Source organism: Micromonospora auratinigra, from assembly GCF_900089595.1.
GTDB lineage: Bacteria > Actinomycetota > Actinomycetes > Mycobacteriales > Micromonosporaceae > Micromonospora > Micromonospora auratinigra.
In genome coordinates, this window is sequence record NZ_LT594323.1 from 1,589,022 (window position 1) to 1,614,354 (window position 25,333).

The following is a 25,333-nucleotide window of genomic DNA, read 5'->3' on the forward strand; positions in this document are numbered from 1 at the left end:
AACGTGAGACAACCGAAGCTCAACCGTGCCATGAGCGCCGTCGTAGCCCTGGCGACCGCCGCCGCCCTCACCGCGTGCGGTGGCACCGGGTCCGGCGGCGACTCCGGGAAGAACGCGCTCGACGCGCCCGGCGCGGAGGTGCTCCAGAAGGCCACCGACAAGACCGTCGTCGAGTTCTGGCACGGCATGAAGGGCGCCAACGCCGCGGCGATCGACAAGCTGGTCGCCGACTTCAACGCCCAGAGCGGCGGCAAGGTCGAGGTCAAGGCCATCTACCAGGGCAACTACGACGAGACGATCGCCAAGTACAAGGCGTCGGTACAGCAGAAGAACACCCCCGCCCTGGTCCAGGTCTACGACATCGGCTCCCGGTTCATGGTCGACTCCAAGCAGACCGTGCCGATGTACAAGTTCATCGAGAAGGACGCGTTCCCCGTCGGCGACATCGAGCCGAACATCGCCAACTACTACTCGATCGACGGAAAGCTCCAGTCGATGCCGTTCAACACCTCCACCCCGCTGCTGTACCTGAACAAGGAGGCCTTCGTCCGCGCCGGCCTCGACCCGACGAAGCCGCCGAAGAACCTCGACGAGCTGGGGGAGCTGGCGAAGAAGCTCACCGTCAAGGACGCCGGCGGCAAGACCGTGCAGTACGGCTTCGGCGCGGCCATCTACGGCTGGCTACTGGAGCAGTTGATCGCCACCGACGGCAAGGAGTACTGCGACAACGGCAACGGACGCAAGGGCCTGGCCACCAAGGTGCAGTTCGACCAGGAGACCGGCGTGCGCGTCGCACAGTGGTGGGCGGACCTGGTCAAGGGCGGCTACGCGACGAACACCGGCCGCAAGACCGACGACGCCCAGGCCGCCTTCAAGGCCGGCACCGTGGCGATGCACCTGGAGTCCACCGGCGCGATGCGCGGCTACGTCGACGCGGCCAAGGGCAAGTTCACCGTGCTCACCGCCCCTTACCCGAAGGCCAGCGGCACCGCCACCGGCGGCCCCATCATCGGCGGTGCCTCGCTGTGGATCAGCGGCGTCGGGCACAACGACAAGGAGAAGCGGGCCGCCTGGGAGTTCGTGAAGTTCGCCGCCAGCCCCGCCCAGCAGGCCAAGTGGCACACCGGCACCGGGTACGTCCCGGTCAACACCAAGGCGCTCGACGAGCAGATCGACAAGGACTGGGTGGCGCAGTACCCGCAGTTCACCACCGCCGTGGACCAGCTGCACGCGCTGCCGCCGTCGGTCGCGTCCGCCGGCTGCCTGCTCGGCGTGATGCCGCAGGCCCGCAAGGCGTCCGAGGACGGCCTGGAAGCGGCGATCGTCGGCAGCAAGCCGGCCGAACAGGCCATGAAGGACGCCGCGACGAGCGTGCAGCCCGCGATCGACAGCTACAACAAGTCGGTCGGCTGACCGGCGCGCGTGGGGCCGGCGCTACCCGGAGCCGGCCCCACGCCACCGCCGACGACGTACGCGTACAGGTCGACCAGGGTGCCGTCGGCGCGGTGCAGCCCGGCGGAGTCGCCGTACGCCTTGTTCCAGACCGCGCCGGGGCCGGTCGGCACCCGCAGCCGTCCGCCGGGCGCGACGACGCCGCCGTGGCCGACCGGGATCCGCTCCGACGCCTGGTTGCGCAGGTACCAGCCGCCGACGTCCACCGGGCGTTCCGAGACGTTGCGCAGCAGCACGGGCTGCCCGGGGGAGTCGTACGCGACGTCCTCGATCACCACACCCGCCCCGCCGGGCACCGGGTCGCGGCCGTCCAGCAGTCCCGCCAACGCCGCCGGATAGTTCGTGATCATCCCGGTGACGCCCAGGTCGAGGGCCCACCGCCACCACCGGGGCGCGTCGACCGTCCACGGCACCAGGGCCAGGCCCGCTCCGGTGACCCGGTCCGCGTCCTCCGGGTGCAACCGGCGCACGTCCGGGTTGACCGAGCACACCCAGCCGGCGAGGTCGGCCAGCTCGTCGCCGGTCGGCACCTCGTAACTGATCAGCGAGACGGCCACGTCGGGCAACCGCGCGTGCAGGTCGCGCAGCGCCGGCCGGTCGAAGGACCCGACGACCAGCCGATTCGCCCCGACCCACTCCCGACGCGTACGCAACCGCGCGGCGAGCGCCGCCACCAGCCCGGGGTTGGCGTCGGGGGACTTCAGCTCCAGGTTCAGCCCCACCTGACCGTCCAACAGGTCGAGGACCTCGTCGAGGGTCGGGATCCGTTCGCCGCCGAAGCGGCCGTCGTACCAGCCGCCGGCGTCGAGCATGCGCAGCTCGGCGAGGGTGAAGTCGTGCACGCGCCAGGGCGCGCGGTCCGGGAAGACCCGCCGGGCATCGGTCGTGCGTACCAGCGTGACGTCATGGATGATCACCAGCTCTCCGTCCGCGCTGAGCTGCACGTCGGTCTCGACGTGGTCGGCGCCCTCGGCGATCGCCAGCAAGAACGCCGCCGTGGTGTTCTCCGGCGCGCTGCCCGACGAGCCCCGGTGCGCGTACGTCTCCGCCCGCCGACCGGGCCGGGCGGTGCGCGCACGGGGAACGCGCGGCTGCGGGGCGGCCCCTGACGACGGACCCGTGCTCATCGCAGAACTCCCTGGGGTAACAGGCCGGTCGGCGAACGGCGTCGTCAACGGACGGACATCGGGGGAGCGGAGACGGTCAGCCGGCGTCCGATCCGGTCCGCCGGGCATAGCCGCACACGTCGTGCACCCAGTGCTCCAGGTACCCGGCCACGGCCGCGCGATCGGTGAGGTCCAGCGCCAGCCACGCCCGGGCCGCGCGGAGCATCTCGGCCGCGGACTGCTCGTCCTCGTCCGGCCTGAGCTCCATCCGGTCGGTGAGATCCCCCCAGATGAGCCAGACGTAGCCGGCCGGCTCCACCTCCAGGGACGCCTGAGCGGACACACCGGAGATCTCCAGCGCCGGCTCGTACGGGTCGTCGGCGGCCACCAGGTCCCTGGCCAGCGCGGTCACCTGCCGCAGGTAGGCCACCTCGGCGTCATCCGGGCCCGTCATCACTCCAGGATTCCATCCGACCCCGTCCGCCGCGAGCCGTGCGGCCGACGCGCTCAGCTCGCGGCGACCGGATACCCCATCGCCGTGACGTCGCGGTGCACGTCGGCGACGGTCAGGCGCGGATTCACCGCCCGCACCACGGCGTCGGTGAGCGGCCGGTGCGCGACGACGTGCGCCACGGCCGCCGGGTCCAGCGTGATCTCGTAGTAGTCGGCGGCGAACTCGACGAACTGCTCGACGATGTCGTCGAGCAGGATCTCCAGCATCCCGGAACCGTCCACCTCGCCGTCGCCGTGCCGGGCGCGCGGCGGCGGGAACTCGATGCCGTCCCCGGCGTGCCAGCGGTCGTCGCCGGCCAGCCGCCACAGCACGGCGGTCGCGACGAACCGGCCGTCCTCGTCGCCGAACGCGGGCTCGCGCACCTGCCCCTCGAACGCCGCCGGAAGGCCGTCGAGCAGGCCGGGCCACAGCTCCCGGTCGCTGTTCCGGTACGGCGACAGGGGCGACTCGTGGTCGAAGACCCGGATGAACGCCCCCTCGGTGGTGAACACGACGGCCCACTCGTCACCGCTGCCGTTGTCCATCGACGCCGCCTCGTGCGGGCCCCACGCCGACGCGTAACCGTAGTGGGGGAAGTCGCTGTCGATGAGGCGTTCCAGCACCGCCAACGCCATGCCGCGCCGGCGCAGCAGGTCGATGTCGGGCAGTCGGGCGGCGAGGTCGTGGACGGTCACCGGGCGACCCTACGCGGGTGCGCGAACGGGGCTGCCCGGAGGTGGCCGCAGCAGCTATGGTGCTCCGACCGGATCAGGGGGAGTGCGGTAGTGAGTCACACGTTCCACGTCGACCTGCGCGGCATCGTCGACCTGCTCAGCCATCACCTCTACGCCAGCCCCCGGGTGTACGTCCGGGAGCTGATGCAGAACGCCGTCGACGCCATCACCGCCCGCCGGGCGGCCGACCCGGACGCCGCCGCCGTGATCCGGATCGACCCCCCGGAGGCGACCGGGGACGGGACGCTGCGCATCGAGGACACCGGCGTCGGCCTGACCGAGGCGCAGGTGCACGAGCTGCTGGCCACCATCGGACGCAGCTCCAAGCGCGACGAGCTGGGCTTCGCCCGGCACGAGTTCCTCGGCCAGTTCGGCATCGGCCTGCTCTCCTGCTTCCTGGTCGCTGACGAGATCCGGGTCAGTACCCGCACCGCCGACTCCCCGACCGTGGAGTGGACCGGATACGCCGACGGGCGCTACGAGCTGCACCTCGCCCCGGCCGAGCGGCAGCGCGCCGGGCAGGGCACCACCGTCACCCTCGTGCCGCGCCGGGGCGAGGAGCACTGGCTGCGTCACGACGCCGTCGTCGAGATCGCCGCCCAGTACGGCTCCATGCTGCCCATCCCCGTGCACGTCGGAGACCGGCTCGTCACCACCGGTCCGGCGCCCTGGGACACCGACACCGCGGAGTCGCCGACGGCCCGACGGGCGCGTCTCGACGCGTACGCCCAGGAGGTCTTCGGGTTCACGCCCTTCGACGTGATCGACCTCGCGGTGCCCGCGGCGGGCCTGCGCGGCGTGGCGTTCGTGCTGCCCGTGCCGGCCAACCCGGCGGCGCGGGTGGCCCACCGGGTCTACCTCAAGCAGATGCTGCTCTCCGAGGACATCGAGCGGCTGCTGCCCGACTGGGCGTTCTTCGTCCGCTGCGTCATCGACACCGGCGAGCTGCGACCCACCGCCAGCCGGGAGGCGCTCTACGAGGACGCCCTGCTCGACCAGGTCCGCGAGACGTTGGGCGACGGACTGCGCGGCTGGCTCACCCGGCTGGGCCGCACCGATCCCCACCGCCTGCAGGACTTCCTGCGCATCCACCACCTCGGCGTCAAGGCGCTCGCCGTGCACGACGACGACATGCTGCGCCTGGTGGAGCAGTGGTGGCCCTTCGAGACCAACATGGGACCGCTCACCCTCGCCGAGTTCCGCGACCGGCACACCGTGGTGCGCTACACGCCGTCGGTCGACGAGTTCCGCCAGCTCGCCGCGGTCGCCGCGGCCCAGGGCATCGCCGTGGTCAACGCCGGCTACGTCTACGACGCGCAGCTGCTGGGCCGGCTGCCCGACCTCGACCCCGCGATCGTCACCGAGCTGCTGACCGCCAGTGACCTGGCCACCCGGCTGGAACCGCTGCCCCCCGACGTCGACCTCGCGGTGCGTCCGTTCCGGACCCTGGCCCAACGCACCCTCGACCCGCTCGGCGTCGAGGTCCTCGTGCGCGCCTTCGAACCGGCCAGCCTGCCGGCCCTGCACCTGCTCGACGGGGACACCGCCCTCGTGGTCGACCTGCGGGCCGGTCAGGACCAGGCCGACGAGCTGTGGTCGTCGATCCTGGGCAGCTTCACCCAGGACCGCACCGACCGCCCCCAACTGGTCTTCAACTACCGCAACCCGCTGGTCCGGCAGGCGGTCACGGTGACCGACGAGGAACTGACCACGATGGCGGTGGAGGGCCTGTACGTGCAGGCGCTGCTGCTGGGGCACCAACCGCTGCGGCCGGCCGACACCGCCGCCCTGAACCAGTCGTTCCTCGGCCTGCTCGCCCGGGCGATGGGACAGCCGCGATGAGCGCCTCGGCAGCCGAGCTTCACGAGCGGCTCGCCCGGGCCCGCGCGCTGCCGCGCGGTCCGGCCCGCTTCGCGGCGCTGGACGCGGTCTTCCGGCACGCCGACGCCGCCGGCGACGTCCCGTTCGCCTTCACCGCCCGGATGAACGCGATCAGCGACTTCCACCACGGCGGCGACCCCACCCGGGCGTTCCTCGCCTTCTCCTGGTGCCTGTCGGCCTTCGACCGGCAACCGGAGGTGGTCGGCCGTCAGCACGCCTGGAGCCTGCTGTGGGACTTCAAGTGGATCGTCTGGGCGCTGCCCCAGTTCCCCGACATCCCCCTCGAGCGCACCATGGCGGTGCTCGACGACATGCAACGCCGCTACCAGCTCGCCGGTCACAGCCTGCACGCCGTGTACCAGCACCGGTGGCTGGTCGCCCACCACGTCGGCGATCAGGCCGCGGCGCAGGAGGCGTACGACCGGATGCTCACCGCCAAGCGTGACGGCGTGTCGGACTGCGCGGCGTGCGTCCCGTCGGGCCAGGTGCGGCACCTCACCTCCCTCGGTCGCTTCGACGAGGCCATCACCGTGGGGGAGCCGTTCAAGAGCGGCGGCTGCACCGAACAGCCCCAGTGGATGCTCAGCGAGCTGCTCACCCCGTACCTGCGTACCGGCCGCTTCGACGAGGCGATCGAGGCGCACCGGGAGGGCTACCGACGCCTCCGCGACGACCGCCACCACCTCGACAACCTCGCCCAGCACGTGCTGTTCTGCGGGCTGACCGGCAACGAGGCGCGCGGACTGGAGCTGGTGGAGCGGCACCTGAGCTGGCTGGAGCGGCCCTCGTCGCCGTACGCGGCGATGGAGTTCGCCGCCTCCGCCGCGCTGGTGCTGGGCCGGCTGCGCGCCTCCGGACACGGGGACGCCGTGCTGTCCCGCCGCTCCGACGACGGCACCCGCCGCTGGGAGGCGACGGTGGCGCAGGTCCACGACGAGCTGACCGGACAGGCGCGGGTGCTCGCCGCCCGCTTCGACGCCCGCAACGGCAACCGGCACCAGAGCGCGCGGATCGAGGCCCGGATGGTCGCCGAGCCGGTGACGCAACGGCTGCCCCTGACGGTCCTCGCCGGGCGCACGGTGGGCACCGCGCCGACCGCCGACCCGAAGCTCACGGCCCTGGTGGAGCGGGTGGCCGAGCTGACCGCCGCCGGCGACACCGCCGGCGCGGCGCGGGCCCGGCTCGACGTCGCCCACGCCCTGCGCGACGCGGGCCGGCCGGAGGACGCCGCCGAGGCCGCCGAGGAGGCGCTGCGCAGCCTCGACCGCGCCGGACTGACCGCGGACGCCGTGCGCTGCCGCTACCTGCTGTGGCAGCTGTACCGGCGGGCGTACCTGCACCGGGACTCCGCCCGGGCGCTGCTGACCGAACTCGTGGGCCTGGCGCAGCTGCCCGAGGGGGTGCCGCCGGTGGCGGCGATCCTCGAGGAGGCCGCCGAGTCGACGTACGGCGCGGAGGCGCTCAGCCACCTACTCGCCGCCGCCGACCGGCACCGCGCCGACGGCGCCGTCGAAGCGGAGCTGCGGGTGTTGAGCAAGGCGCTCGTGCAGCTCGCACCGCGACCGCCCAGCGAGCAGGCCTGGACCGTCCTGGGTCGCATCGACGCGCTGACCGACGTCGCGCCGCCACTGCCGGCGCAGCTGGCGGGCAAGGTCCAGGTCGCCGCGGCACGCCTGTTGGCCGCCGCCGACCGGGTCGACGAGGCACTCGCCCGACTCGATCTGGCGGTCACCCTGCTCGGCACCGACCAGTTGGCCGACGAGCGGCGCGCCGCCCGACTGGCGCGGGCGCGCCTGCGGCTGCGCGCCGGTGACCCCGCGGCGGCCGAGGCGGAGGCACGCTCGGTGCTGGCGGAGGACCCCGACGAACACGGCTGGTCGGCCGGTCTCCTGCTTGCCCGTGCCCTGCGCGCCCAGGGCCGCTCCGACGAGGCGACCGAGGTGTTGACCGCGCAGGACATCGATCCCGACGATCTCGACGAGACGGACGACTACTGACCCGGTGCAGCGACGCGGGCGGGCAGCACTCGCCCGGCGCAGATCGCGGCGATCAACTCCTGGTAGCTGTCGAGGTCCGGGCTGGAGCCCGCCCGGGCCCAGGTCTCCCAGCCGCCCCCGGGACCGAGGTGGCGCTCGGCGTACCCGGTGCCGAGCCGGGTGTCGAGGTGGCGCAGGGCGGCCAGCGCCCAGTGCTGGTCGTAGCGCAGGTCGAGCCGGGGCAGGTACCGGTCGAGGTAGGCGCTGAGGATCTCGGCGTCGCGGCCGGTGCCGAAGGCTGCCAGCGCGAAGCAGTAGCCCTGGCCGCTGTAGCAGGACTCGCTGGCCAGCAGCAGGTGCGCGATGGTCTCCCGGAACCGGGTCCGACGTCCGATGCCGATGAGGTAGGCGGCGACCAACCGGGGCCGCCAGTCGGGCGTCCCGCCCGGTTGCAGCAGGAGCGTCAGCTCCTCGTCGCCGATCTCCTCCGCGTCCCGTCGTAGCGCGTGCACGAATCCGCTGTCGGCCCGGGCGAGGCGGCCGCCCAGCAGACCCAGGTAGCGGGGTCGGGCCGGTCGCGGCGTGACGATCACATAGCGGCGGCGGACGGGGTCGGCGGCCGGATCCGGCAGCGGCGGTGCGGGCTCCACCCTGCCATCGTCGCGGATCACGGCGGCACTGTCCGACCCGGAGTCGTCGTCACAGCGGGTCGTCTTCCGATCACGGACAGATGTCTTCTAGGCTCGACGCCCGATCGGCCCGACACTCGGCGACTTCCCGAGGAGGCGCGTCCATGACCGACACCGCCGCCCCCGACCACCCGGTCACCGTCCCCGCGCAGCCGGCCCCGCCGGGCACCCGCTCGGTCCTGCCCGAGCTGCGGGAGATGTGGTGGGAGACCGGACTGCGGGCCCGCGCCGAGGCCGGCCTGCTGGCGGTCTTCGCCGAGCTGCCCCGGCTGGTCGCGACGGCGTTCCGGACCAGTTGGCGGGCCGACCGGCTGCGCACCGCCGTGGTGGCCGCCGCGACCGTCGGCGGTGGCGTGCTGGCCGCCTTCGGGCTGCTCGCCACCCAGCGGGTCCTGGTCGAACTCTTCGCCGGCGGTCCGACCCCCGACAAGGTGCGCGCCGCGCTGCCCGCGCTGGCCGCGCTCGCCGGCGCGACCGCGCTGCGCGCCGGCATGGGCATCGTCACCGGGTACGCCCAGAACGGGCTGACCCCCCGGGTCAGCCGCGAGGTGGAGCGGGGCCTGTTCGAGATGAGCACGGCGGTGCGGCTGGAGGCGTTCGACGCGGACGCCTTCGCCGACGACATGGAACGGGCCTCCCGGGGCACCGACTCGGCGATCGGGCTGGTCCAGGCGACGATGAACCTGCTCGCCGGCCTGGCCGGCGTGGTCGCGGTGGCCGTCGCCGTGGTGGTCATCCACCCGCTGCTGCTGCTGGCCCTGCTGGTCGCCACGCTGCCCCGGGGGTGGGCCTCGCTGTGGGCCGGGCACCTCAAGTACCGCACCTACACGGCCGGTTCGGTGCGGCGGCGCCGGCTGTGGCTGCTGCACCGGCTGATGGCCGACCGGGAGTCCGCGCCGGAGCTGCGCTCCTACGGGCTGCGCGGGTTCCTCCTCGACCAGTACGACCGGGTGATGGGGGTGGAGACCGACATCCAGCTCAGGCTGGCCCGCCGGGTCACCACGACCACCACCGTCGGCGCGGTGGTCGGGGGAGTCGCCGCCGGGGCGGTCTACGTCCTGCTGGGGTTGCTGCTGGTCGACGGGCAGATCCCGCTCGCCGCCGCCGCGACCTGCGTGATCGCCCTGCAGTCCGCGCAGCGGTCACTGGCCGTCGTCACCTTCCAGGTCGACCAGGTCTACACCGAGGGCCAGCACTTCGGTGACTACACCGGCTTCATGACCCGCGCCGAGGCGTACCTGCCCGGGCGGGACGCCCCGGGAGCCGCGCCGGCGCCGGGACCGCTGCGCGAGCTGACCGCCGAGCGGGTCGTGCTGCACTACCCGGACCGGGACACCCCGGCCGTCGACGGCGTCACCCTGACCGTGCGGGCCGGCGAGACGGTCGCCCTGGTCGGCGAGAACGGCTCCGGCAAGACCAGCCTGGCCGCGATGATCGCGACCCTGCGCACCCCCACCGACGGGGTCATCCGCTGGAACGGGCGACCGCTGGCCGACTGGGACACCGCCGGGCTGCGCGCCCGGGTCGCGGTGGTCACCCAGGAGTACCACAAGTGGCCGTTCACCGCGGCCACCAACATCGCCATCGGCGACGTCGACACCGAGGCCCGGCAGGACCGGATCGAGGCCGCCGCCGCGCGGGCCGTCGCCCACGACATGATCGAGGCCCTGCCGCTGGGGTACGAGACGCTGCTCGACCGGACCTTCGCCCACGGGCAGGACCTCTCCGGCGGCCAGTGGCAGCGGATCACCGCAGCCCGCGGATTCCTGCGCGACGCGGACCTGCTGATCATGGACGAGCCGTCCTCGGCCCTCGACCCGCGCGCCGAGGACGCCCTGTTCCAGGCGATCCGGGACCGGCAGGGGCGGGCGACCACGGTGCTGATCACGCACCGGCTGGCCAACGTCCGGCACGCCGACCGGATCTTCGTGCTGCACGAGGGCGTCCTCGTCGAGGCCGGCAGCCACGACGAGCTGATGGCCGCCGGTGGCCGCTACGCCGAGCTGTTCAGCCTCCAGGCCGCCGGCTACGCCGCCGGCCCACCCGTGTCCCGCTGACCGCCGGATCCGGTGCTCAGTCGGGGTCGAGGGTGAGCACGATCCGGGTGCCCTGCCGACCGATCTCCAGGACGGTGCGCTGCGCCACCGCGCCCATCAGCATGAGCCCCCGGCCCCGGCCGTCCGTCGCGCTCGGACGGTGCCGCCACGTGCCGTGGTCGCTGATGTCCACGGTCACCGTGCGCCGCCCGGCCCGGCCCGCCCGCAGCAGCACCGGCCCCGGCTCCCGCCCCTGGTACGCGTGCTCCAGCGAGTTCGCCAGCGCCTCCCCGCAGGCCAGCAGCAGGTTCTCGGTCAGCTCCGCGGAGAGCCCCCGGTCAGCCGCCCAGGCGCGGATCGCCGAGCGGGTCTCCACCAGGTCACCCGGGCCGGTCAGCACCCGGCGCAGCACGTCCGGGTCGTCGGGCAGGCCGCCCGCGCCGAGCAGCCGCAACCGGACCAGCACCAGGTCGTCGCGGCTCTGCTGCCCCTCGGTCAGGGCCGCCAGCAGCGCGTCGCACCAGCCCGCCTCCGCCGGGTCGGGCAGCCGCACGGCGGTCTCCGCCAGCCGCCGCAGCCCGTCGTCGATCACCTCGCCGCGCCGCTCCACCAGCCCGTCGGAGTACCAGATCAGCGTCGCGCCGTCGGGCACCGCCAGCACCCCGTCGGTGCGTGGCCGGCGGGCCAACGTCAACGGCAGCGACCGGGCCTCGCCCAGGAAGTCCGCCCGGCCGGCGTGGACCAGCAGCGGCGGCGGGTGCCCGGCGCAGGCGTAGCGCAGCGTGCCCTCGGCCGGGCTGTAGACGGCGTAGCCGACGGTGGCGTACTCGGCGCCGGGGATGCGCCGGCTCGCCTCGTCGAGCGCCTCCAGCACCTCGGCCGGTCCGCCGCCGGCCAGCGCCGCCGCGCGCAGGGCACGTTGCAGGCGACCCATCGCGGTGGCCGCGTCGAGGCCGTGCCCGACGACGTCACCGACCGCCAGCCCGACCCGGTGCCCGGGCAGCTCGAACACGTCGTACCAGTCGCCGCCGACCTCGTCGCCGCGCTCGGCGGGCCGGTAGCGCACCTCGACGTCGACGCCGGGCAGGTGCCGCTGCGGGTCGGGCAGCAGGGAGCGTTGCAGCCGGCGGGCGGCCTCGTGCTCCACCTCGTACCGTTCGGCCCGCGCCAGGGCCTGCCCGGTCAGGCCGGTGACCGCCTGCGCCATGGCCAGGGTGTCCGGTGGCGGCTCGCCGTCGGCGGTGAAGCCGAAGCCGATCGCGCCGAGCAGCCGGTCGCCGGCGCGCAGCGGCAGCGCCACCACGCACCGGGTGCCGGTGCTGGCGACCGCCGGCGCGACCAGCGGAAAGCGGGCGCGCAGCTCGTCCGGATCGGTCAGCGTCAGCGGGGTGCCGGTGCGGGCGACCCAGCCGGCCGGGGACACCAGGGCCTCGTCGGCGCTCAGCCGCCGGAACCGGATCGCGAACTCGGCCGGTACGCCGTCGGTGGTCCAGGTCCGCACCGACCCGTCGGCGCGGTCCAGCAGCACGACCACCGCGATCTCACCGACCAGGCCGGCGTCGTTCGCGGCGACCAGCGCGGCGATCTCGTCGGAGGTCGCCGCGGTGGACAGCCGCGCGGTCAGCTCCTGCAGGGCCTGCAGCCGACGCCGGGCGGCGGACTCCAGCCGGGACTCGGCGCGGGCCCGGTCACGTTCCAGCACCGCCGCGGCCAGCGCCCCGGCGCCGAGCACCGTGGCCCCCAGGTAGAGCTGCAGGGTGGCGGCACGGACGTCGCTGTCGGCGATCCCGGCCCACGGCCCCCGCCCGGCGGCGGTCAGCAGGTTGGCGGTGCCCGCCATCACGAAGCCGGCCGCCGTCACCAGCCCCAGCCGGGCCCGGAACGCCGCGGCGAGCAGCAACGGCACCGGCAGGTACGCCATCGGCAGCCGGGGTGACCAGAACCCGATGACGGTCAGCGCCACCGTGGCGGCGAGCGCGCCGACGGCCCGCCACGTCGCCGCCGAGCCCAGCGGGGTGCGCCGGCCGGCGACCGTGATGACCGCCGCGCCGAGGGTCAGCACGGCGAGCGCGTCGCCCGCCCAGTAGGGACCGAAGGTGGACCACCAGCCCCGGCCCTGGCCCAGCGCGCCGACGCTCGCGCCGACGGTCGCGCCGACCAGCGGACCGGCGATGACGCAGCAGCCGACGAAGGCCAGCGCGGTGCCCCGGCGACCGAGGTCCTCGCCGGCCGGCCGGAAGCGGCGGAACAGCAGCGCCCCGGCCAGCGGTTCGGCGACGTTGGCCAGCGTGAAGCCGGCCGCGACCGGGGCGCTCTGCCCGTGCAGCAGGTCCAGGCCGAACTCCGCGGTGGCCGCCGCCAGCAGGATCGCCGGCCAGCGGGCGGTCGGGTTGATCACCAGGGCGGCCAGGGTGATGCCGGCCGGCGGGTAGAAGACCGCCACCGAGCTGGGCTCCAGCAGCGTCCAGGGCAGCACCGCGCCGAGGGCGTACGCGGCGAGGACCGTGGCGGCCACCCCGATCGTGCGCCACAGCGCGGGCTGCGCGACGGCGGCGGCGCTCGGTTCGGTCGGCGTCGCCACTCCTGCGGTCATGGCAGAACGATGTCACATCGCGTCGCCGCCGATAATCTGCCGTTCGGCCGAGGATCACGCAGGTGGCGCGGCTTGCCCGGGGGCCGGGCGGACCAGGCTGTCCAGGTGGTCGGCGAGCACGGCGCGGGCCCGCTCGGGCGGCATCAGGTCGGGGTGCAGCAGCAGGTGCAGGGTGAGCCCGTCCACCAGCGCGTGCAGCCGCGCGGTCTCCTGCGCCGGGTCGCGGTCGCCGGCCAGCAGCCCGTCCGCCGCGAGCGCGCCGACCGCGACGTCGGCGGCGCGCCGGACGCCGTCGTCGGCCTCGCGCATCCGCTCCCGGGCCGCCGGGTCGACCTGGGTACGCGCGGCGAGCGCGAGCCACACCTCGGCCTCGCGGGCCCGCTGCCGGTCCAGCGGCAGCAGCTCCTCCAGCATCCGCTGGACCACCTGGCGGGTGGGGCCGCTCCAGTCGCCGGTGGCGAACCGGGCGCCGGCCTCGGTCAGCACGTGCTCCATCGCGAAGACCAGCAGCTCGGTCTGGCTGCGGAAGTAGTGCCGCAGGGCACTGGGCGACCAGCCGGCCTCGGCGGCGATGCTGCGGACGGTGGCCGCGCCGATGCCGTCGCGGTAGACGACCCGCCACATGGCCGCGGCCAGCTCGGCGCGGCGCGCGTCATGGTCGACGATCTTGGGCACGGGGCCACTCCGGGTGTCGCGGGACAGCACTTGCTACGGTTGTCGCACAGCGTACTAAAAAGGGGTGCCCATGCTGATCGGAGTCATCGTCGCCTGCGAGGTGGGCTTCTGGCTGTTCCTGCTCGCCGGGCTGGTCGCCCGCTACCCGCTGCGCCGGCCCCGACTCGGCGCGGCCCTGCTGTTCGCGGTGCCCGCCGTCGACCTCGTGCTGCTGGCCGCCACGATGCTCGACCTGCGCCGTGGCGGCACCGCCACCTTCGCCCACGGCCTCGCCGCCGCCTACCTCGGCTTCTCCGTCGCCTTCGGGCACAGCATGGTGCGCTGGACCGACGAACGCTTCGCCCACCGGTTCGCCGGCGGCCCGCCACCGCGCCGCGCCCCCCGCTACGGGATGGCCCGGGCCCGGCACGAGTGGCGCGAATGGGGCAAGGGCATGCTCGGCTGGGCCGTCGCCTGCGCCGTGCTGCTCGGCGGCATCGCCCTGGTCGCCGACCCCGACCGGACCGGGGAACTGTGGGCCTGGATCGGCCGGCTCAGCCTCGCCATGGCCGCCTGGCTGGTGTTCTGGCCACTGGCGTACACCGTGTTCCCGAAGCGGGCCCCGCGCGGCGCGCCCGGGCACTGACGCGCCGTCGGGGTCGCCCACGGCGGATAGGGTCGGAACCTGTGCGGACCAAATCCGAGCTGAGCGACGCCATCCGCCGCCACCGGCGGGCCGCGCTCGTCGTCAACGCCCGGTCCCGGCGCGGCCGACGGCACTACGACACCGTCCGCACCCGCCTGCAGGCCGCCGGGTTCACCCTGCTCGGCGCGTACCCGGCCGACCGGCCCGGCGAACTCGACCAGGCCCTCGCCGACGCCGTCGCGCTCGACCCCGACCTGCTGGTCGTCGGCGGCGGCGACGGCACCATCGGTGCCGCCGCGCGGCTGCTCGCCCACCGCGACACCGCGCTCGGCCTGCTGCCCCTGGGCACCACCAACAACTTCGCCCGCACCGTCGGCGTCCCGCTCGACCTCGACGCCGCCCTCGGCGTGCTCACCGACGGCACCGTCGTCGACGTCGACCTGGGCCTGATCGGCGACACCCGGTTCACCAACCACGTCGGGATCGGCCTCTCCGCCGACATCATGCGTGGCGCGCCACCCCGGCTCAAGCGCGTCGCCGGCCGGCTCGCGTACCCGCTGACCGCGCTGGGACTGCTGGCCCGGCACCGGCCGCTGCGGGTCACCGTCCGCGCCGAGGGCCGCGAGCACGTGCTCGACACCCACCAGGTGTACGTCGCCAACGGCGGCTTCCACGCCGGCCGCCCGATCACCGCCGACGCCGACGCCGACGACCGGCTGCTCGTCGCGTACCCGGTGGGCGGGCCGACCCGGGGTGGCCTGCTGCGCGCCACGGCCCGCAACGCCGCCACCGGGCACCGCCGCAGCCTGGCCGAGGAGCCGTTCCTCGCGGTCCGCCAGCTCTGGCTGGAGACCGACCGGCCGGCCCGGATCGAGGTCGACGGCGAACCCTACGGGCAGACCCCGGTGCGGATCGGCCTCGACCCGAACGCGCTGCGGGTGATGGCGCCCGCCGGCACCCCGGACCGGTGACCCGGCTCAGCGGGTCCGTTCCACGAACGGCGCCCGCTGGTCGGCGACCTCGCCGTACTCGGCCGGCAACTGCCCGACGGCCTGCGCGTACGCCGCCGGGCCGACGGCCTCGCGCAGCACGTCGAACACCGCCGTCACGCCGTCCTTCGCCGCGGCCACGTCCACGTCGGCGCGTCCACTGACCCGCTGCACGAAGACGTCGAGCCCGAACCGCTCGGCGGTCTCACCCGGACCGAACGCGTACGGCCGCAGGCCCGCCGGCAGCCGGTCGGCCAGGTCGCGCGCCTCGCCCCCGTCGATCCGCTCCGCCAGGGTGGTCAGCGTGGCCCGGGCGAACGCCGTCGCCTGCTCCGACGACGCCCCGGTCCGCTGCGCCACCAGGCCGATGAACTGGTTGTCGTCCATCGTGAGGGCCCCTCTCTCGGCTGGATGCCCCGTGTTCCCGGCCACCGCCGCGGCAAACGGCAGCAGCAGGTGCAGGGCGACCAGCGGCAGCACCCCGACCGGGTACCAGCACAGGTCGAGCGGGTCGAACCGGACACCGAGCACCAACCGGGCCAGCAGGCTGTGCGCCGACAGCGCCGCCGGCACCCCGGTGAGCTGCGCGGTCTCCACCACCCAGCAGAAGACGGTGGCCGCCACGCCGGCCGGCACCGGCCGCGTCCGGGGCCGCAGGACGAACACGCCCGCGTAGACCATCGAGGCGTAGAGGGCGGTGCCGGAGTGCTGCTCCAGCGCCCCGTCCGCGAGCGCCCGGATGGTCAGCGCCACCGCCAGGAACCCGCCCGCCGCCACCAACGCGAGCAACCTCAGCCGGATCGACATCCGGCCAGGGTACGGCGACGGCGGCCCCGGGCGGGCCCCGGAACCGCCGCCGTCGCGATCAGCGGTAGACGTGCACCGGCACGCCCACCCCGATTGTCGGCCAGAGCCGGTTCATCGCCGGGATCGGCACCCGGACGCACCCGTGACTGGCCGGGTACGCCGGCACCGACGTGGCGCCGTGCACCGCGTACCCCCGGTAGAAGTAGTTGGGCCGCCACAGCAGGCCCAGGTCGCTGCGCCGCCAACCGTCGATCCGCCGTTGGACGGTGTAGTCGCCGGTCGGGGTGGGGGTGCTGGTCTTGCCGCTGGAGGCGTCCAGGACGCGGACCACCGACCCGCCACGGGCCAGGTACAACACCTGGCGGGTGAGGTCGGCCTCCAGCGACCAGCCGGTGTGCGTGTACCTCGGCTTCGGTGTCACCGGGTGGTCCAGGGCCGCCCAGGTGCGCGGCCCGACGATGCCGTCCCGGGTGAGACGGTTGATCTTCTGGAACGCCACCACCGCGTGGTACGTCGACGGACCGAAATCCCCGTCGACGCCGCCGACGTCGTAGTGCAGCGCGGTGAGCCGGCGTTGCAGCGTGGACACCGCCGCGCCCCGGGCGCCCTGCTGCAGAGTGGGCCGGCCGGCGGTGACGGCCACCGGCACGGTGGCGCTGCTGCCGGCGGTCGACCCGACCGCCGGCGAGGTGCCGGCCGGTGCGAACAGGCCGGCGGTGCCGAGGAGCGCCAGCCCGAGCGCGGCGTGGGCGGCGGACCGGCGGACGGTGGATGGTGCGGGGACGGAAAACATGGCTCCTCCCTTCGCGAACTCCTGATGTGACGGTAGTTCGCGTTGCCGGGAAAAGCTGCCCCCTGGACGTCGCGAGTGGACGCTCAGGCCACCCGGGGGGTCGGCAGGAGCGCCGACCGGTGTGTCGTACCCGAGATGTCACCGGTGCGTTCCACGGCCGGTGAGGGGGCGACGACCGGGCCCTCGGCGGCGGCCGGCGGCACTCCGGCGTCGTCGGGCGCTGCGGTGGTCGTGGCGCGTACCTCGCCCAGCAGTGCCAGGAGCCGGTCCACCTCGTCGACGGGCAGCCGGAAGGAGCCGCAGCAGACCGTGCCGCTCCACAGCGACAGCACCACCGCGCCGCGGTCGGCGTGGTAGCTGACCCGCATCGTCCGGTCCTCGCCGCGCAGGTCGGTGAACAGGTCACCGAAGCTGGGCATCGGTCGCACCTCTCCCATCGGTCCAGCATGCCCGTCCGGCGTGCCGAGGAAAAGGCCTGAACGTGCCCCGGCACCTCGGCGCGGGTAGCGTGCCAACGGTGAACGCCGCCCGAGGAGGTCCCGCAGTGCAGACCACGACCGTTGACGTGCCCACCACCGACGGGACGGCGGACGCCTACCTGGTCCGCCCCGACGGCCCCGGCCCCTTCCCGGCCGTGCTGCTCTTCATGGACGCGTTCGGGCTGCGCCCCCGGCTGGCCGAGATGGCCACGACGATCGCCGAGCGGGGCTACGTCGTGCTGGTGCCGAACCTGTTCCACCGCTCCGGTCGGGCCCCGCTGGTCGACCTCTCCGGCCTCGCCGACGAGGCCCAGCGCGGGGCGCTGTTCCAGCAGCTCACCCCCATGATCGCGGCGCTCACCCCGGCGGTCGTCGCCGACGACACCGCCGCCTATCTGGACTTCCTCGCCGGGCTGCCCGAGGTGGCGCCCGGCCCGGTCGCGATCACCGGCTACTGCATGGGCGGGACGAACGCGCTGCGGGCGATCGAGGCACACCCGGACCGGATCGCCGCTGCTGCCGCCTTCCACGCCGGACGGGTGGTCACCGACGCCCCGGACAGCCCTCACCTGGGCGTCGGCGCGGTCACCGGCGAGCTGTACTTCGGCCACGCCGACCAGGACCCGTCGATGACCGCCGAGCAGATCGCCACGCTGGACAAGACGCTGGCCGCCGCCGGCGTCCGGCACCGCTCCGAGGTCTACGCCGGGGCCCGGCACGGCTACACCCAGGCCGACACACCGATGTACGACGCGCAGGCCACCGAGCGGCACTGGGCGGCCCTGTTCGACCTGCTCGACCGGACGTTCTCGCGCTGACCTCCGGTGCGCCGACCCGGGCCGGGCGCGGGACGGCGGGCCCGGCGGGCCGGTGGCAGACTGGCCCGATGGCCGGCCCGACCGCGAGTGTGCTGCTGCCGGCGGAGTTCACCGCGGACGACCGCCGGGCGCTGCGCGGCTGGCTGGCCGAGGTGGGCCGCTACGACGACACCTACCAGCAGTGGTGGCCGGCCGACCCGACGCTGCTCGACCTGCCCGCCCCGCTCCACGGGTCCGGACCGTTCGACGTCTGGGCCGAGCCGTGGGAGGGCGAGGCCGCCGGGGAGGCCGCCGTGCTGACCCGGCACCTCGGCCACCCGCCGGTCACCCAGCTGGTCGTCGCCGCCGCGGTCAACACCGCCGACGCGCACGTGGTGCTGGGCCACCTGGTGCTCGCCCTCGCCCGCCGCCACGGCCGGCAGGTCGACTTCGACGGGCTGCTGCCGCTCACCGGTCCCGACCACGACCCGGCCCACGGTGACCCCGCCCAGCGGCGGGACCGGCTGCGCGCGGCCGCCGCCGCGATGCCCGGGCGGCTGATCGAGGTGCCGTACCCGACGGCGGCCGGCGAACGCTGGGCCTACCACGTCGGGGACGCGGAGTTCCTGACCCACTGGCTGCGGCACCGCTGGTTCAGAATGGTCACGTGAACAACTCTGAGCTGCTGGCGATGATCGCCGCGGAGCGGCGCCGCACCGCCGACCTGGTCGACACCCTCACCCCCGAGCAGCTCGCCACCCCGAGCCTCTGTGGCGAATGGACGGTACGCGACGTCCTCGGGCACCTGGTGTCGCCGCTGGTCGGCTCACCGTGGCGGCTGGCCTCGCTCGTCGTGCGCTCCGGGTTCCGGCTGCACGCGGCGAACGCCCGGCTGGCCCGGGAGGTCGGCCGGCGACCGACGGCGGAGCTGGCGGCGGCGCTGCGCCGGCACGCCGAGCACCCGTTCCGGCCGCCCGTGGTCGGCTATTACGGGCAGCTCACCGACCTGCAGGTGCACGGGCAGGACATCCGGCACCCGCTCGGCCTGCCGGCCGACCTGGATCCGCAGCGGGCCCGGGTGTCGCTGGACTTCCTGCTCGGCGGTCGGGCCATCGGCTTCGTCGACCGACGCCGGCTCGCCGGGCTGCGCTTCGAGGCCACCGACCTGGGTTGGTCCGCCGGGGAAGGGCCGCTGGTACGGGGTTCGGCCGGGGCGCTGCTGCTGGCGCTGACCGGGCGGCGGGCGGCGCTGGCCGACCTCTCCGGCGACGGCGCGGCGGTGTTCGCCGGCCGCTGACCGACGGGGCCACACCGGTCGGCCGCGTCGGCTACCGTCCGGTCCGTGACGCCCCGACCGATCGCCCTGCTGGCGGTCCCGCTGCTCGCCGTCGCCACCGTGGCCTGCGCACCGCAGCCCGGGGACGACCTGCCCGGCCCGCTGCGCGACCAGCTCGCCGCGCGCGCCGTGGAGCTCCTCGAACACGACCCGACCTTCCGCACCGAGGTGACCCGGGAGCCGGGCTGGCATCCGGTCTGCGTGGCCACCGTGTTCGGGGCCGCCCCGCCCGACGCCGAGACGGTGGCGCAGGTCGAGACCATCTACACCTGGGCCAACTGCACCTGGCTGCCGCCGGCCGACCGGGCCGCCACGACGAGCCTCGACGACCTGCCCGGCGAGGCGGTGCCGGTCGCCCTGCGCCCCGGCCCGCCGGTCACGTACCAGGTTCCCGGCGACGGCGCGGACCACGAGCCCGACATCCGCCGGATCTTCCCGGCCCGCCTGCGCGACGCCGCCTTCACCGGCCCCGACCAGGCCGCCGAGGAGCGGCTGCAAGAGCGGCTGCGCGAGCAGGCGAACGCGTCCCCGCAGCCGTCACCGAGCTGAACCGCAGGCCACCGACCCGCAACTGGCCGCTCCCACCCGCCGGTCCGGCTGGTTACCGTCTCGCCATGACCATCGACGCGGAGCACCTGCGCCGGCGTTTCGACGCCCTGACCACCGCCCACGTCGCCGACGCCTGCCTGCGCGCCGGCGTGCCGGTGCGCTGCGCCCCGGCCGAGCTGCGGCCGGTGCTCCCCGGCGGTCGGCTCGCCGGCCGGGTGCTGCCCACCCGGCACGTCGGCAGCGTCGACGTCTTCCTGGAGGCGATCGAACACGCCGCCCCCGGGGACGTGCTGGTGGTGGACAACGCAGGACGCACCGACGAGGCGTGCGTGGGGGACCTGGTGGTGCTGGAGGCGCAGGCCGCCGGCATCGCCGGTCTGGTGGTGTGGGGACTGCACCGCGACACCGTCGACATCCGCGCGGTCGGGCTGCCGGTGTTCAGCCTCGGCGCCACCCCCACCGGCCCGCAGCGCCTCGACCCCCGCCCCGCCGAGGCGCTGACCTCGGCCCGGGTCGGCGACTGGACCGTCGGCCCCGACGACGTCGCGCTGGCCGACGAGGACGGGGTGCTGCTCGTCCCGGCACCACGGGCGGGGGAGCTGCTCGACCTGGCGGAGTCGATCCGGGACACCGAACGGCGCCAGGCCGAGCGGATCCGGGCCGGCACGTCGCTGCGCGCCCAGGTGGGCTTCGCCGGCTACCTGGCCGCCCGCGCCGCACAGCCGACGCTGACCTTCCGCGCGCACCTGCGTTCGGTGGGCGGCGCGATCGAGGAGTGAGCCGTCAGCCGCCCCGGGCGTAGAGGGCCAGGCGTACCCGGTTCGGGCTGTCGGTCTTGGTCATCAGGCTGGTGATGTGGGTCTTCACGGTGGTCACGCCGATGTGCAGCCGCTCGGCGATCTCGGTGTTGGACAGTCCCTCCGCCACCAGGTTCAGCACGTCCCGCTCGCGGGCGGTCAACCCGTCGACCGGTCGGGGCGTCTCGGCCCGGGCGTGCACGGCCCGCTGCACCAGCCGGCGCAGCACCTCCTGGCTGAACGGGCTCTCGCCACCGGCGGCCCGGCGGATCCCGTCGAGCAGGTCGTCCGGCGGCGCGTCCTTGAGCAGGAACCCGCACGCGCCGGCGGTCAACGCCGGATAGAGGTGGTCGTCGTCGCCGAACGTGGTGAGCACCAGCACCCGGGTGGCGGGCCGGTCGGCCAGCACCCGGCTGGTCGCGGTGATCCCGTCCACCCCCGGCATCCGCAGGTCCATCACCACCACGTCGGGCCGCAGCCGCACCGCCAGGACGATCGCCTCCCGGCCGTTGTCGGCCTCGCCGACCACCTCGATGTCGGGCTGGGCGTCGCAGAGCATCCGCAGCCCCGCCCGGATCAGGTGCTGGTCGTCGACCAGCAGCACCCGGATCACGCCGGCCCCGCGTCGCGCTGCTGCGGCGCGGACGAGGGGACCGTGGCCGGCAGCACCGTGGCGACCCGCCACCCGGCGTCGGTCGGCCCGGCCCGCAGCTCTCCGCCGAGGACCTCGACCCGTTCCCGCATCCCGGTGATGCCGTGCCCACCGGCCGACGGCACCGCCGCCGGCACCTGGCCGCGACCGTCGTCGTAGACCTCCCAGTGCACCGCGCCGTCGCGTACCGCCACGGTCAGTCGGGCCCGGGCCGAAGTGCCGGCGTGCTTGGCCACGTTGGTCAGCGCCTCCTGGGTCAGCCGCAGCACCGCCATGCCGCGGACCGCGTCGAGGGTGCCCACGGCGGCGTCGACGTCCGCCTCCACGGTGATCCCGGCCTGGCGGGCCCGGTCCACCGCCGCGTCCAGCGCCGCCGGCAGCGCGGTCGGCTCGATCGCGGTCAGCGCCGCGTCGCCGCGTACCCCCTCGGGGTCGCGCAGCACCGCCACCAGCCGGCGCAGGTCCGTCAGGGCCGAGGTGCCGGTGGCGTGCACGTCGTCGAAGACCGCGCTGACCCGGGGATCCAGGTCGGTCAGCACGTGCCGGGCCACCCCCACCCGCAGCACCATCGACGCCACGTGGTGCGCCACCACGTCGTGCAGCTCGCGGGCGATCGCGCTGCGCTCGTCGGCCCGGTCGGCGCGCCGCTCCGACTCGTGCCGTCGCCGCTCGGCGGCGGCCCGCTCCTCGGCCTGCCGGCCCAACTCCCGGGTGGTACGGATGACCAGGCCGAGCAGCAGCGGCAGGCCGACCTGCACGGTCAGTCCGAACAGGCCCGAGGCCACCCGGGCCGGCGGATCACCGATCGAGTCGGTCAGGTCGACCACCGCCACCAGGCCGGCGGCCAGCCAGATCAGCCGGGGCGAGCGGGCCCACATGGTCAGCTCCAGCAGCGCGTAGCTGGCCCCGACCTGGTTGATCGTCGTGTCGTCGAGCAGGTGCAGGGCGACGGCCAGCAGCGCGCTCTGGGTGAGCAGATTGGCCAGGAAGCGGCGGTGCAGCGCCAGCGCCACCGCGAACGCGGCCAGGGCCAGCAGCCACTGGGCGGCGGTCGGCGGCCGCTCCTGGGTGGCGAAGAGCAGGTAACCGAGGCCGCTCAGGTCCAGCAGCAGCATCCGCGCCAGGGTGTCGCGCGCGTCGAACAGCCGCCCCATCCACCCCACCGGCTCAGCCTAGATGCTCGGGTCCGCCGGCCGGGTCCGCCGGCCGGTCCCATCGCGGGCGTACGGCGAGGTAGGCGGCCAGCCCGAGCGGCCCGAGCAGGATGGTCAGCACCAGCAGCGGCGAGACGACCAGCGCCGGGACCCGCCGCTGCCGGGCGTCCCGCCACGCCCACCGCCCGACGAACAGGTCGAACGCGATCATGTGGGCCCAGGCCGCGGCCGCCCCGTCGGCGCTGCCGAGCAGGTCGCGCAGCCCGGTCAGGTTCGGCGCCAGCACCGCCGGCAGCACCGTGCCCAGCGCGGGCAGCACCAGCAGCGCGTAGATCGCCAGGACCGGGGCCACGATCAGCGGCGAACCGACGATCCGGGCGGTCCACGACCAGCGCGGCGCCAGGATCATCAGCGCCCAGAACGGCGCGGCGAGCGCGAACGTCAGGCCGAACAGCACCCCGGTCATGCGACCAGCGCCAGGTCCGGGCGGCGGCGCGCCAGCACCAGGCCGGCGGCGGTCACGGTGCCGAGCAGCAGCACGGCTGCCACGGCGAGGGTGAGCGCGTCGGGCCGCAGCAGCGGCTGGCCGCGCAACGCCTGCCAGGTGAGTCCGACGGTGAGCGACCCGTACGCCGCCCCGGCGACGAGAAGCAGCCGTACCCGGGTGCGCTGGTCCAGCCGGCCGGCCCAGCGCGACAGCAGGATCGCCAGCAGCGGCAGCGCCTGCAGGGCGTGCAGCCCCACGAAGTGCCCGATCCGCAGGTCCCCACCGGTGGTGCTCCACCCGACCAGCGGCAGCCCCGGCCCTCCGTCCGGTACGCCGACGCTGTGCGCGCCACCGACCCCGGCCAGCCCCAGCTGCGCGCCGGGCAGCGTCATCGGGACCGCCGCCAGCATGCCCAGCAGGGTCAGGCCGAGGCCGAGACCCACCGCGTAGCGGGCGGGCCGGTCGGCGAGCGGCCGGCGGAGCACGGCGACGGCGAGCACGAGATGCGCCGTGAAGAGCACCATCACCGCCAGGCCCATCACCTGGAACAGGGCCGCGTTCAGCGGCGTGCTGTCGTTGAAGTGGCTGGTGGTGCCGCGCAGCACCTGCCCGACGATCACCGCCATCTCCACCACCGCCATCGCCACCACGACCGTGGCCGCCCACCCGGCGACCCGACTGCGGCGCGGCAGCAGGGAGAGCATCCAGGCCAGCGTGGTGCCGTACAGCACGAAGGAGACGGCGAACTTCAGCGGCTTGAGCCAGATCGGCGCGCCGGTCAGCACGCGGGGGTCGGCCAGCAGGCCGATCGCCGAGACGACGGCGAGGCCCGCCATCGCGGCGACGAGGAGCATCAGGGGGCGGTGCCAGTGTGCCGCCCGGCGCAGTGTGGTCGTCATGCCTGTAGATGCTGGGGGCGCCGCCGCCCGCGAGCGCCCGACCAGCGGCCCCGGTTGCGGCCGGCGGTCGGAGCGGCGCCTCCTACCGGGGGAGGAGGCGCGCGGCGAACGCCGCCCGGGTGGGCCCGTCGGCGCGGTCCAGCACCGCGAAGGTGACCTGGTCGAACCAGCCCGCCGCCTCGGCCAGGGCGAGCGCGAACGCGTCGGCCACCTCCGCCGGGTCGTTGCGGAACACGCCGCAGCCCCAGGCGCCCAGCACCAACCGTCGGTGGCCGTGCCCGGCGGCCACGGCCAGCACCCGGCGGGCCCGGTCCCGCAGCGCCGGTCCCACCCGGTCGGCGTCCTGCGGCTGGTTGCGTGCCACCGCGCCGCGGTTCGGCGCGGCGCAGGTCAACATCGACACCAGGTGTACGCCGTCGAGCAGCCGGCCCTTGTCGTCGCGGAACACCGGCACCCGGGGCGAGTGGATCACCCGGTCGCTGTAGAGCAGGTCCCGCTGCTCCCGGTGGAACTCGTAGTACTGCGGCACGGCGGTCAGGCACGGGAAGAGCGCGGAGGCCCGGGCGACGCTCTCCTCCTGCGCCTGCGCGCCGGTGCGGAAGCCGCCGCCCGGGTTCTTCGCCGAGGCGAAGACCAGCGCGGCGACCTCCCCGTCGGTGGCGAGGCGGCGGGCCGCCAGCAGGGTGCTCTCGCCGGTCACCTCGACCACGGGTGGCGGGCCGCCGGCCGGTGGCGTGGTGATCGGGTCGTCGGGCAGGTGCAGCCGGGTGCCGGCGACCGCCGCGTGGGCCGACTCGGCCAGCTGCACGGTCTCGCCGTGGGTGTTGACGTAGTGGCCGGCGTCCAGGATGGCCAGGGTGTCGCGGGCGATGGCCCGTAGTCGGGTGCTCATGATCCGCCGATTGTGCGGCAGCCCTCGTCGCCGGACGAGTGGATTAACCGGCCGGCAGGTGCTGCACGAGCTGGACCGGGTTGCCGTCCGGGTCGGCGGTCCAGGCGATCAGCAACCGGTCGAGCCAGCGGTGCGGGGCGGCGATGGCCGGCGCGCCCTGCCCGGTCAGCCGGTCGTACGCGTCGACGACGTCGTCGGTCCAGAGCACCACCGCCGCGCGTTGCCCGCACGGGACCGGGTCGAGGCCGTGGTCGTCCCGGGTGGACGCCACCGACGCGATGCCGATCCGGTAGCCGTCGAGGGTGAGGTCGACGTGGATCGGATCCCCCTCGGCCGGCACCCGGAACGCCTCGGTGAAGCCGAGCCCGGTGTAGAAGCCGGCCGCCCGGGCCACGTCCTCGCTGAACAGGATCACCTGCGGGGTGCGGAACAGGGGCATCTG

At 74.9% G+C, this 25,333-nt stretch carries 26 protein-coding genes; 11 read left to right on the forward strand and 15 right to left on the reverse strand.

Annotation, left to right across the window (positions count from 1 at the left end; genetic code table 11):
- Positions 1-3: 3 nt before the first annotated feature.
- Positions 4-1,413 (forward strand): ABC transporter substrate-binding protein, encoded by a 1,410-nt coding sequence (locus GA0070611_RS07025; protein WP_197675868.1) that lies wholly within the window; start codon positions 4-6, stop codon positions 1,411-1,413.
- Here GA0070611_RS07025 and GA0070611_RS07030 read toward each other — a convergent pair.
- From GA0070611_RS07030 to GA0070611_RS07040, 3 genes are all read right to left on the reverse strand, one after another.
- Positions 1,392-2,579, reverse strand: a complete 1,188-nt coding sequence (locus tag GA0070611_RS07030) for a glycerophosphodiester phosphodiesterase family protein (protein WP_167604411.1) — start codon at positions 2,577-2,579, stop codon at positions 1,392-1,394. The two genes, GA0070611_RS07025 and GA0070611_RS07030, sit on opposite strands and share 22 nt — an antisense overlap.
- Before the next feature lie 76 nt (positions 2,580-2,655).
- On the reverse strand, positions 2,656-3,012 hold the full coding sequence (locus tag GA0070611_RS07035; protein WP_091659476.1) for a hypothetical protein: 357 nt from the start codon (positions 3,010-3,012) through the stop codon (positions 2,656-2,658).
- A 53-nt stretch (positions 3,013-3,065) separates the two neighbouring features.
- Positions 3,066-3,746, reverse strand: a complete 681-nt coding sequence (locus GA0070611_RS07040) for a hypothetical protein (RefSeq protein ID WP_091659481.1) — start codon at positions 3,744-3,746, stop codon at positions 3,066-3,068.
- 90 nt (positions 3,747-3,836) lie between these two features.
- On the opposite strand from GA0070611_RS07040, the gene GA0070611_RS07045 reads away from it, so the two are divergent.
- Positions 3,837-5,627: an HSP90 family protein gene (locus tag GA0070611_RS07045; RefSeq protein ID WP_091659485.1), complete on the forward strand. Its 1,791-nt coding sequence runs from the start codon at positions 3,837-3,839 to the stop codon at positions 5,625-5,627.
- Entirely contained in the window at positions 5,624-7,663 is a 2,040-nt protein-coding gene (locus GA0070611_RS07050; protein WP_091659488.1) for a tetratricopeptide repeat protein, read from the forward strand. The genes GA0070611_RS07045 and GA0070611_RS07050 overlap by 4 nt, the downstream gene beginning before the upstream one ends.
- On the opposite strand, the gene GA0070611_RS07055 is transcribed toward GA0070611_RS07050, so the two are convergent.
- On the reverse strand, positions 7,657-8,313 hold the full coding sequence (locus GA0070611_RS07055; protein ID WP_157740247.1) for a DUF6000 family protein: 657 nt from the start codon (positions 8,311-8,313) through the stop codon (positions 7,657-7,659). The genes GA0070611_RS07050 and GA0070611_RS07055 overlap by 7 nt on opposite strands.
- Before the next feature lie 122 nt (positions 8,314-8,435).
- Here GA0070611_RS07055 and GA0070611_RS07060 point away from each other — a divergent pair, with 122 nt between their 5' ends.
- A complete protein-coding gene (locus GA0070611_RS07060) occupies positions 8,436-10,388 on the forward strand; it encodes an ATP-binding cassette domain-containing protein (RefSeq protein WP_091659495.1) in 1,953 nt (650 codons plus the stop codon).
- 16 nt (positions 10,389-10,404) lie between these two features.
- Here GA0070611_RS07060 and GA0070611_RS07065 read toward each other — a convergent pair whose 3' ends face one another.
- Positions 10,405-12,960: a SpoIIE family protein phosphatase gene (locus GA0070611_RS07065; RefSeq protein WP_091659500.1), complete on the reverse strand. Its 2,556-nt coding sequence runs from the start codon at positions 12,958-12,960 to the stop codon at positions 10,405-10,407.
- Between the two features lie 54 nt (positions 12,961-13,014).
- Entirely contained in the window at positions 13,015-13,635 is a 621-nt protein-coding gene (locus GA0070611_RS07070) for a TetR/AcrR family transcriptional regulator (RefSeq protein ID WP_091672588.1), read from the reverse strand.
- A 70-nt stretch (positions 13,636-13,705) separates the two neighbouring features.
- Between GA0070611_RS07070 and GA0070611_RS07075 the strand changes: the two genes are divergently transcribed.
- Together GA0070611_RS07075 and GA0070611_RS07080 are read left to right on the forward strand one after the other, a co-directional pair.
- Positions 13,706-14,260, forward strand: coding sequence for a hypothetical protein (locus GA0070611_RS07075; RefSeq protein ID WP_091659504.1), 555 nt, complete (start codon positions 13,706-13,708; stop codon positions 14,258-14,260).
- Positions 14,261-14,301: 41 nt separating this feature from the next.
- Complete coding sequence (locus tag GA0070611_RS07080) at positions 14,302-15,231, forward strand: diacylglycerol/lipid kinase family protein (RefSeq protein ID WP_091659509.1); 930 nt, start codon at positions 14,302-14,304, stop codon at positions 15,229-15,231.
- 6 nt (positions 15,232-15,237) lie between these two features.
- On the opposite strand, the gene GA0070611_RS31720 is transcribed toward GA0070611_RS07080, so the two are convergent.
- The 3 genes from GA0070611_RS31720 to GA0070611_RS07100 all read right to left on the reverse strand — a co-directional run bounded on the left by GA0070611_RS31720 (position 15,238) and on the right by GA0070611_RS07100 (position 17,268).
- Positions 15,238-16,056, reverse strand: coding sequence for a DUF2809 domain-containing protein (locus GA0070611_RS31720; protein WP_231921355.1), 819 nt, complete (start codon positions 16,054-16,056; stop codon positions 15,238-15,240).
- Positions 16,057-16,114: 58 nt separating this feature from the next.
- Positions 16,115-16,849: a L,D-transpeptidase family protein gene (locus GA0070611_RS07095; RefSeq protein WP_091659512.1), complete on the reverse strand. Its 735-nt coding sequence runs from the start codon at positions 16,847-16,849 to the stop codon at positions 16,115-16,117.
- 83 nt (positions 16,850-16,932) lie between these two features.
- The gene (locus GA0070611_RS07100; RefSeq protein WP_091659516.1) at positions 16,933-17,268 is read right to left on the reverse strand and encodes a hypothetical protein; all 336 of its coding nucleotides are present in this window, start codon (positions 17,266-17,268) and stop codon (positions 16,933-16,935) included.
- A gap of 125 nt (positions 17,269-17,393) precedes the next feature.
- On the opposite strand from GA0070611_RS07100, the gene GA0070611_RS07105 reads away from it, so the two are divergent.
- The 5 genes from GA0070611_RS07105 (at position 17,394) to GA0070611_RS07125 (ending at position 20,789) form a co-directional block, all read left to right on the forward strand.
- Positions 17,394-18,146: a dienelactone hydrolase family protein gene (locus GA0070611_RS07105; RefSeq protein ID WP_091659521.1), complete on the forward strand. Its 753-nt coding sequence runs from the start codon at positions 17,394-17,396 to the stop codon at positions 18,144-18,146.
- 68 nt (positions 18,147-18,214) lie between these two features.
- On the forward strand, positions 18,215-18,796 hold the full coding sequence (locus tag GA0070611_RS07110; RefSeq protein WP_091659526.1) for a DUF6368 family protein: 582 nt from the start codon (positions 18,215-18,217) through the stop codon (positions 18,794-18,796).
- Positions 18,793-19,422, forward strand: a complete 630-nt coding sequence (locus GA0070611_RS07115; protein WP_197675869.1) for a maleylpyruvate isomerase family mycothiol-dependent enzyme — start codon at positions 18,793-18,795, stop codon at positions 19,420-19,422. Before GA0070611_RS07110 ends, GA0070611_RS07115 begins: the two co-directional genes overlap by 4 nt.
- 45 nt (positions 19,423-19,467) lie before the next feature.
- Positions 19,468-20,010, forward strand: coding sequence for a hypothetical protein (locus tag GA0070611_RS07120; RefSeq protein WP_091659530.1), 543 nt, complete (start codon positions 19,468-19,470; stop codon positions 20,008-20,010).
- Positions 20,011-20,075: 65 nt separating this feature from the next.
- Positions 20,076-20,789, forward strand: coding sequence for an RraA family protein (locus GA0070611_RS07125; protein ID WP_091659533.1), 714 nt, complete (start codon positions 20,076-20,078; stop codon positions 20,787-20,789).
- A gap of 4 nt (positions 20,790-20,793) precedes the next feature.
- On the opposite strand, the gene GA0070611_RS07130 is transcribed toward GA0070611_RS07125, so the two are convergent.
- The 6 genes from GA0070611_RS07130 to GA0070611_RS07155 all read right to left on the reverse strand — a co-directional run bounded on the left by GA0070611_RS07130 (position 20,794) and on the right by GA0070611_RS07155 (position 25,330).
- Complete coding sequence (locus GA0070611_RS07130) at positions 20,794-21,420, reverse strand: response regulator (RefSeq protein ID WP_091659538.1); 627 nt, start codon at positions 21,418-21,420, stop codon at positions 20,794-20,796.
- Positions 21,417-22,613 carry a sensor histidine kinase gene (locus GA0070611_RS07135; RefSeq protein ID WP_197675870.1) on the reverse strand — a complete coding sequence of 399 codons (1,197 nt, stop codon included), beginning with the start codon at positions 22,611-22,613 and terminating at the stop codon, positions 21,417-21,419. Before GA0070611_RS07135 ends, GA0070611_RS07130 begins: the two co-directional genes overlap by 4 nt.
- 13 nt (positions 22,614-22,626) lie before the next feature.
- Positions 22,627-23,079 (reverse strand): ABA4-like family protein, encoded by a 453-nt coding sequence (locus tag GA0070611_RS07140; protein ID WP_091659547.1) that lies wholly within the window; start codon positions 23,077-23,079, stop codon positions 22,627-22,629.
- Positions 23,076-23,999, reverse strand: coding sequence for a hypothetical protein (locus tag GA0070611_RS07145; protein WP_091659551.1), 924 nt, complete (start codon positions 23,997-23,999; stop codon positions 23,076-23,078). Before GA0070611_RS07145 ends, GA0070611_RS07140 begins: the two co-directional genes overlap by 4 nt.
- 82 nt (positions 24,000-24,081) lie before the next feature.
- A complete protein-coding gene (locus GA0070611_RS07150) occupies positions 24,082-24,891 on the reverse strand; it encodes a TIGR02452 family protein (RefSeq protein WP_091659556.1) in 810 nt (269 codons plus the stop codon).
- Positions 24,892-24,934: 43 nt separating this feature from the next.
- Positions 24,935-25,330 (reverse strand): VOC family protein, encoded by a 396-nt coding sequence (locus GA0070611_RS07155; RefSeq protein ID WP_091659559.1) that lies wholly within the window; start codon positions 25,328-25,330, stop codon positions 24,935-24,937.
- Positions 25,331-25,333: the final 3 nt, after the last annotated feature.

Bases quoted from the DNA above. Each gene is read 5' to 3' on its own strand.
- GA0070611_RS07030 (WP_167604411.1), bottom strand. From the start codon at position 2,579: ATGAGCACGGGTCCGTCGTCAGGGGCCGCCCCGCAGCCGCGCGTTCCC.
- GA0070611_RS07035 (WP_091659476.1), bottom strand. From the start codon at position 3,012: ATGACGGGCCCGGATGACGCCGAGGTGGCCTACCTGCGGCAGGTGACC.
- GA0070611_RS07050 (WP_091659488.1), top strand. From the start codon at position 5,624: ATGAGCGCCTCGGCAGCCGAGCTTCACGAGCGGCTCGCCCGGGCCCGC.
- GA0070611_RS07060 (WP_091659495.1), top strand. From the start codon at position 8,436: ATGACCGACACCGCCGCCCCCGACCACCCGGTCACCGTCCCCGCGCAG.
- GA0070611_RS07065 (WP_091659500.1), bottom strand. From the start codon at position 12,960: ATGACCGCAGGAGTGGCGACGCCGACCGAACCGAGCGCCGCCGCCGTC.
- GA0070611_RS07075 (WP_091659504.1), top strand. From the start codon at position 13,706: ATGCTGATCGGAGTCATCGTCGCCTGCGAGGTGGGCTTCTGGCTGTTC.
- GA0070611_RS31720 (WP_231921355.1), bottom strand. From the start codon at position 16,056: ATGTCGATCCGGCTGAGGTTGCTCGCGTTGGTGGCGGCGGGCGGGTTC.
- GA0070611_RS07095 (WP_091659512.1), bottom strand. From the start codon at position 16,849: ATGTTTTCCGTCCCCGCACCATCCACCGTCCGCCGGTCCGCCGCCCAC.
- GA0070611_RS07100 (WP_091659516.1), bottom strand. From the start codon at position 17,268: ATGCCCAGCTTCGGTGACCTGTTCACCGACCTGCGCGGCGAGGACCGG.
- GA0070611_RS07110 (WP_091659526.1), top strand. From the start codon at position 18,215: ATGGCCGGCCCGACCGCGAGTGTGCTGCTGCCGGCGGAGTTCACCGCG.
- GA0070611_RS07125 (WP_091659533.1), top strand. From the start codon at position 20,076: ATGACCATCGACGCGGAGCACCTGCGCCGGCGTTTCGACGCCCTGACC.
- GA0070611_RS07135 (WP_197675870.1), bottom strand. From the start codon at position 22,613: ATGGGGCGGCTGTTCGACGCGCGCGACACCCTGGCGCGGATGCTGCTG.
- GA0070611_RS07140 (WP_091659547.1), bottom strand. From the start codon at position 23,079: ATGACCGGGGTGCTGTTCGGCCTGACGTTCGCGCTCGCCGCGCCGTTC.
- GA0070611_RS07145 (WP_091659551.1), bottom strand. From the start codon at position 23,999: ATGACGACCACACTGCGCCGGGCGGCACACTGGCACCGCCCCCTGATG.
- GA0070611_RS07150 (WP_091659556.1), bottom strand. From the start codon at position 24,891: ATGAGCACCCGACTACGGGCCATCGCCCGCGACACCCTGGCCATCCTG.
- GA0070611_RS07155 (WP_091659559.1), bottom strand. From the start codon at position 25,330: ATGCCCCTGTTCCGCACCCCGCAGGTGATCCTGTTCAGCGAGGACGTG.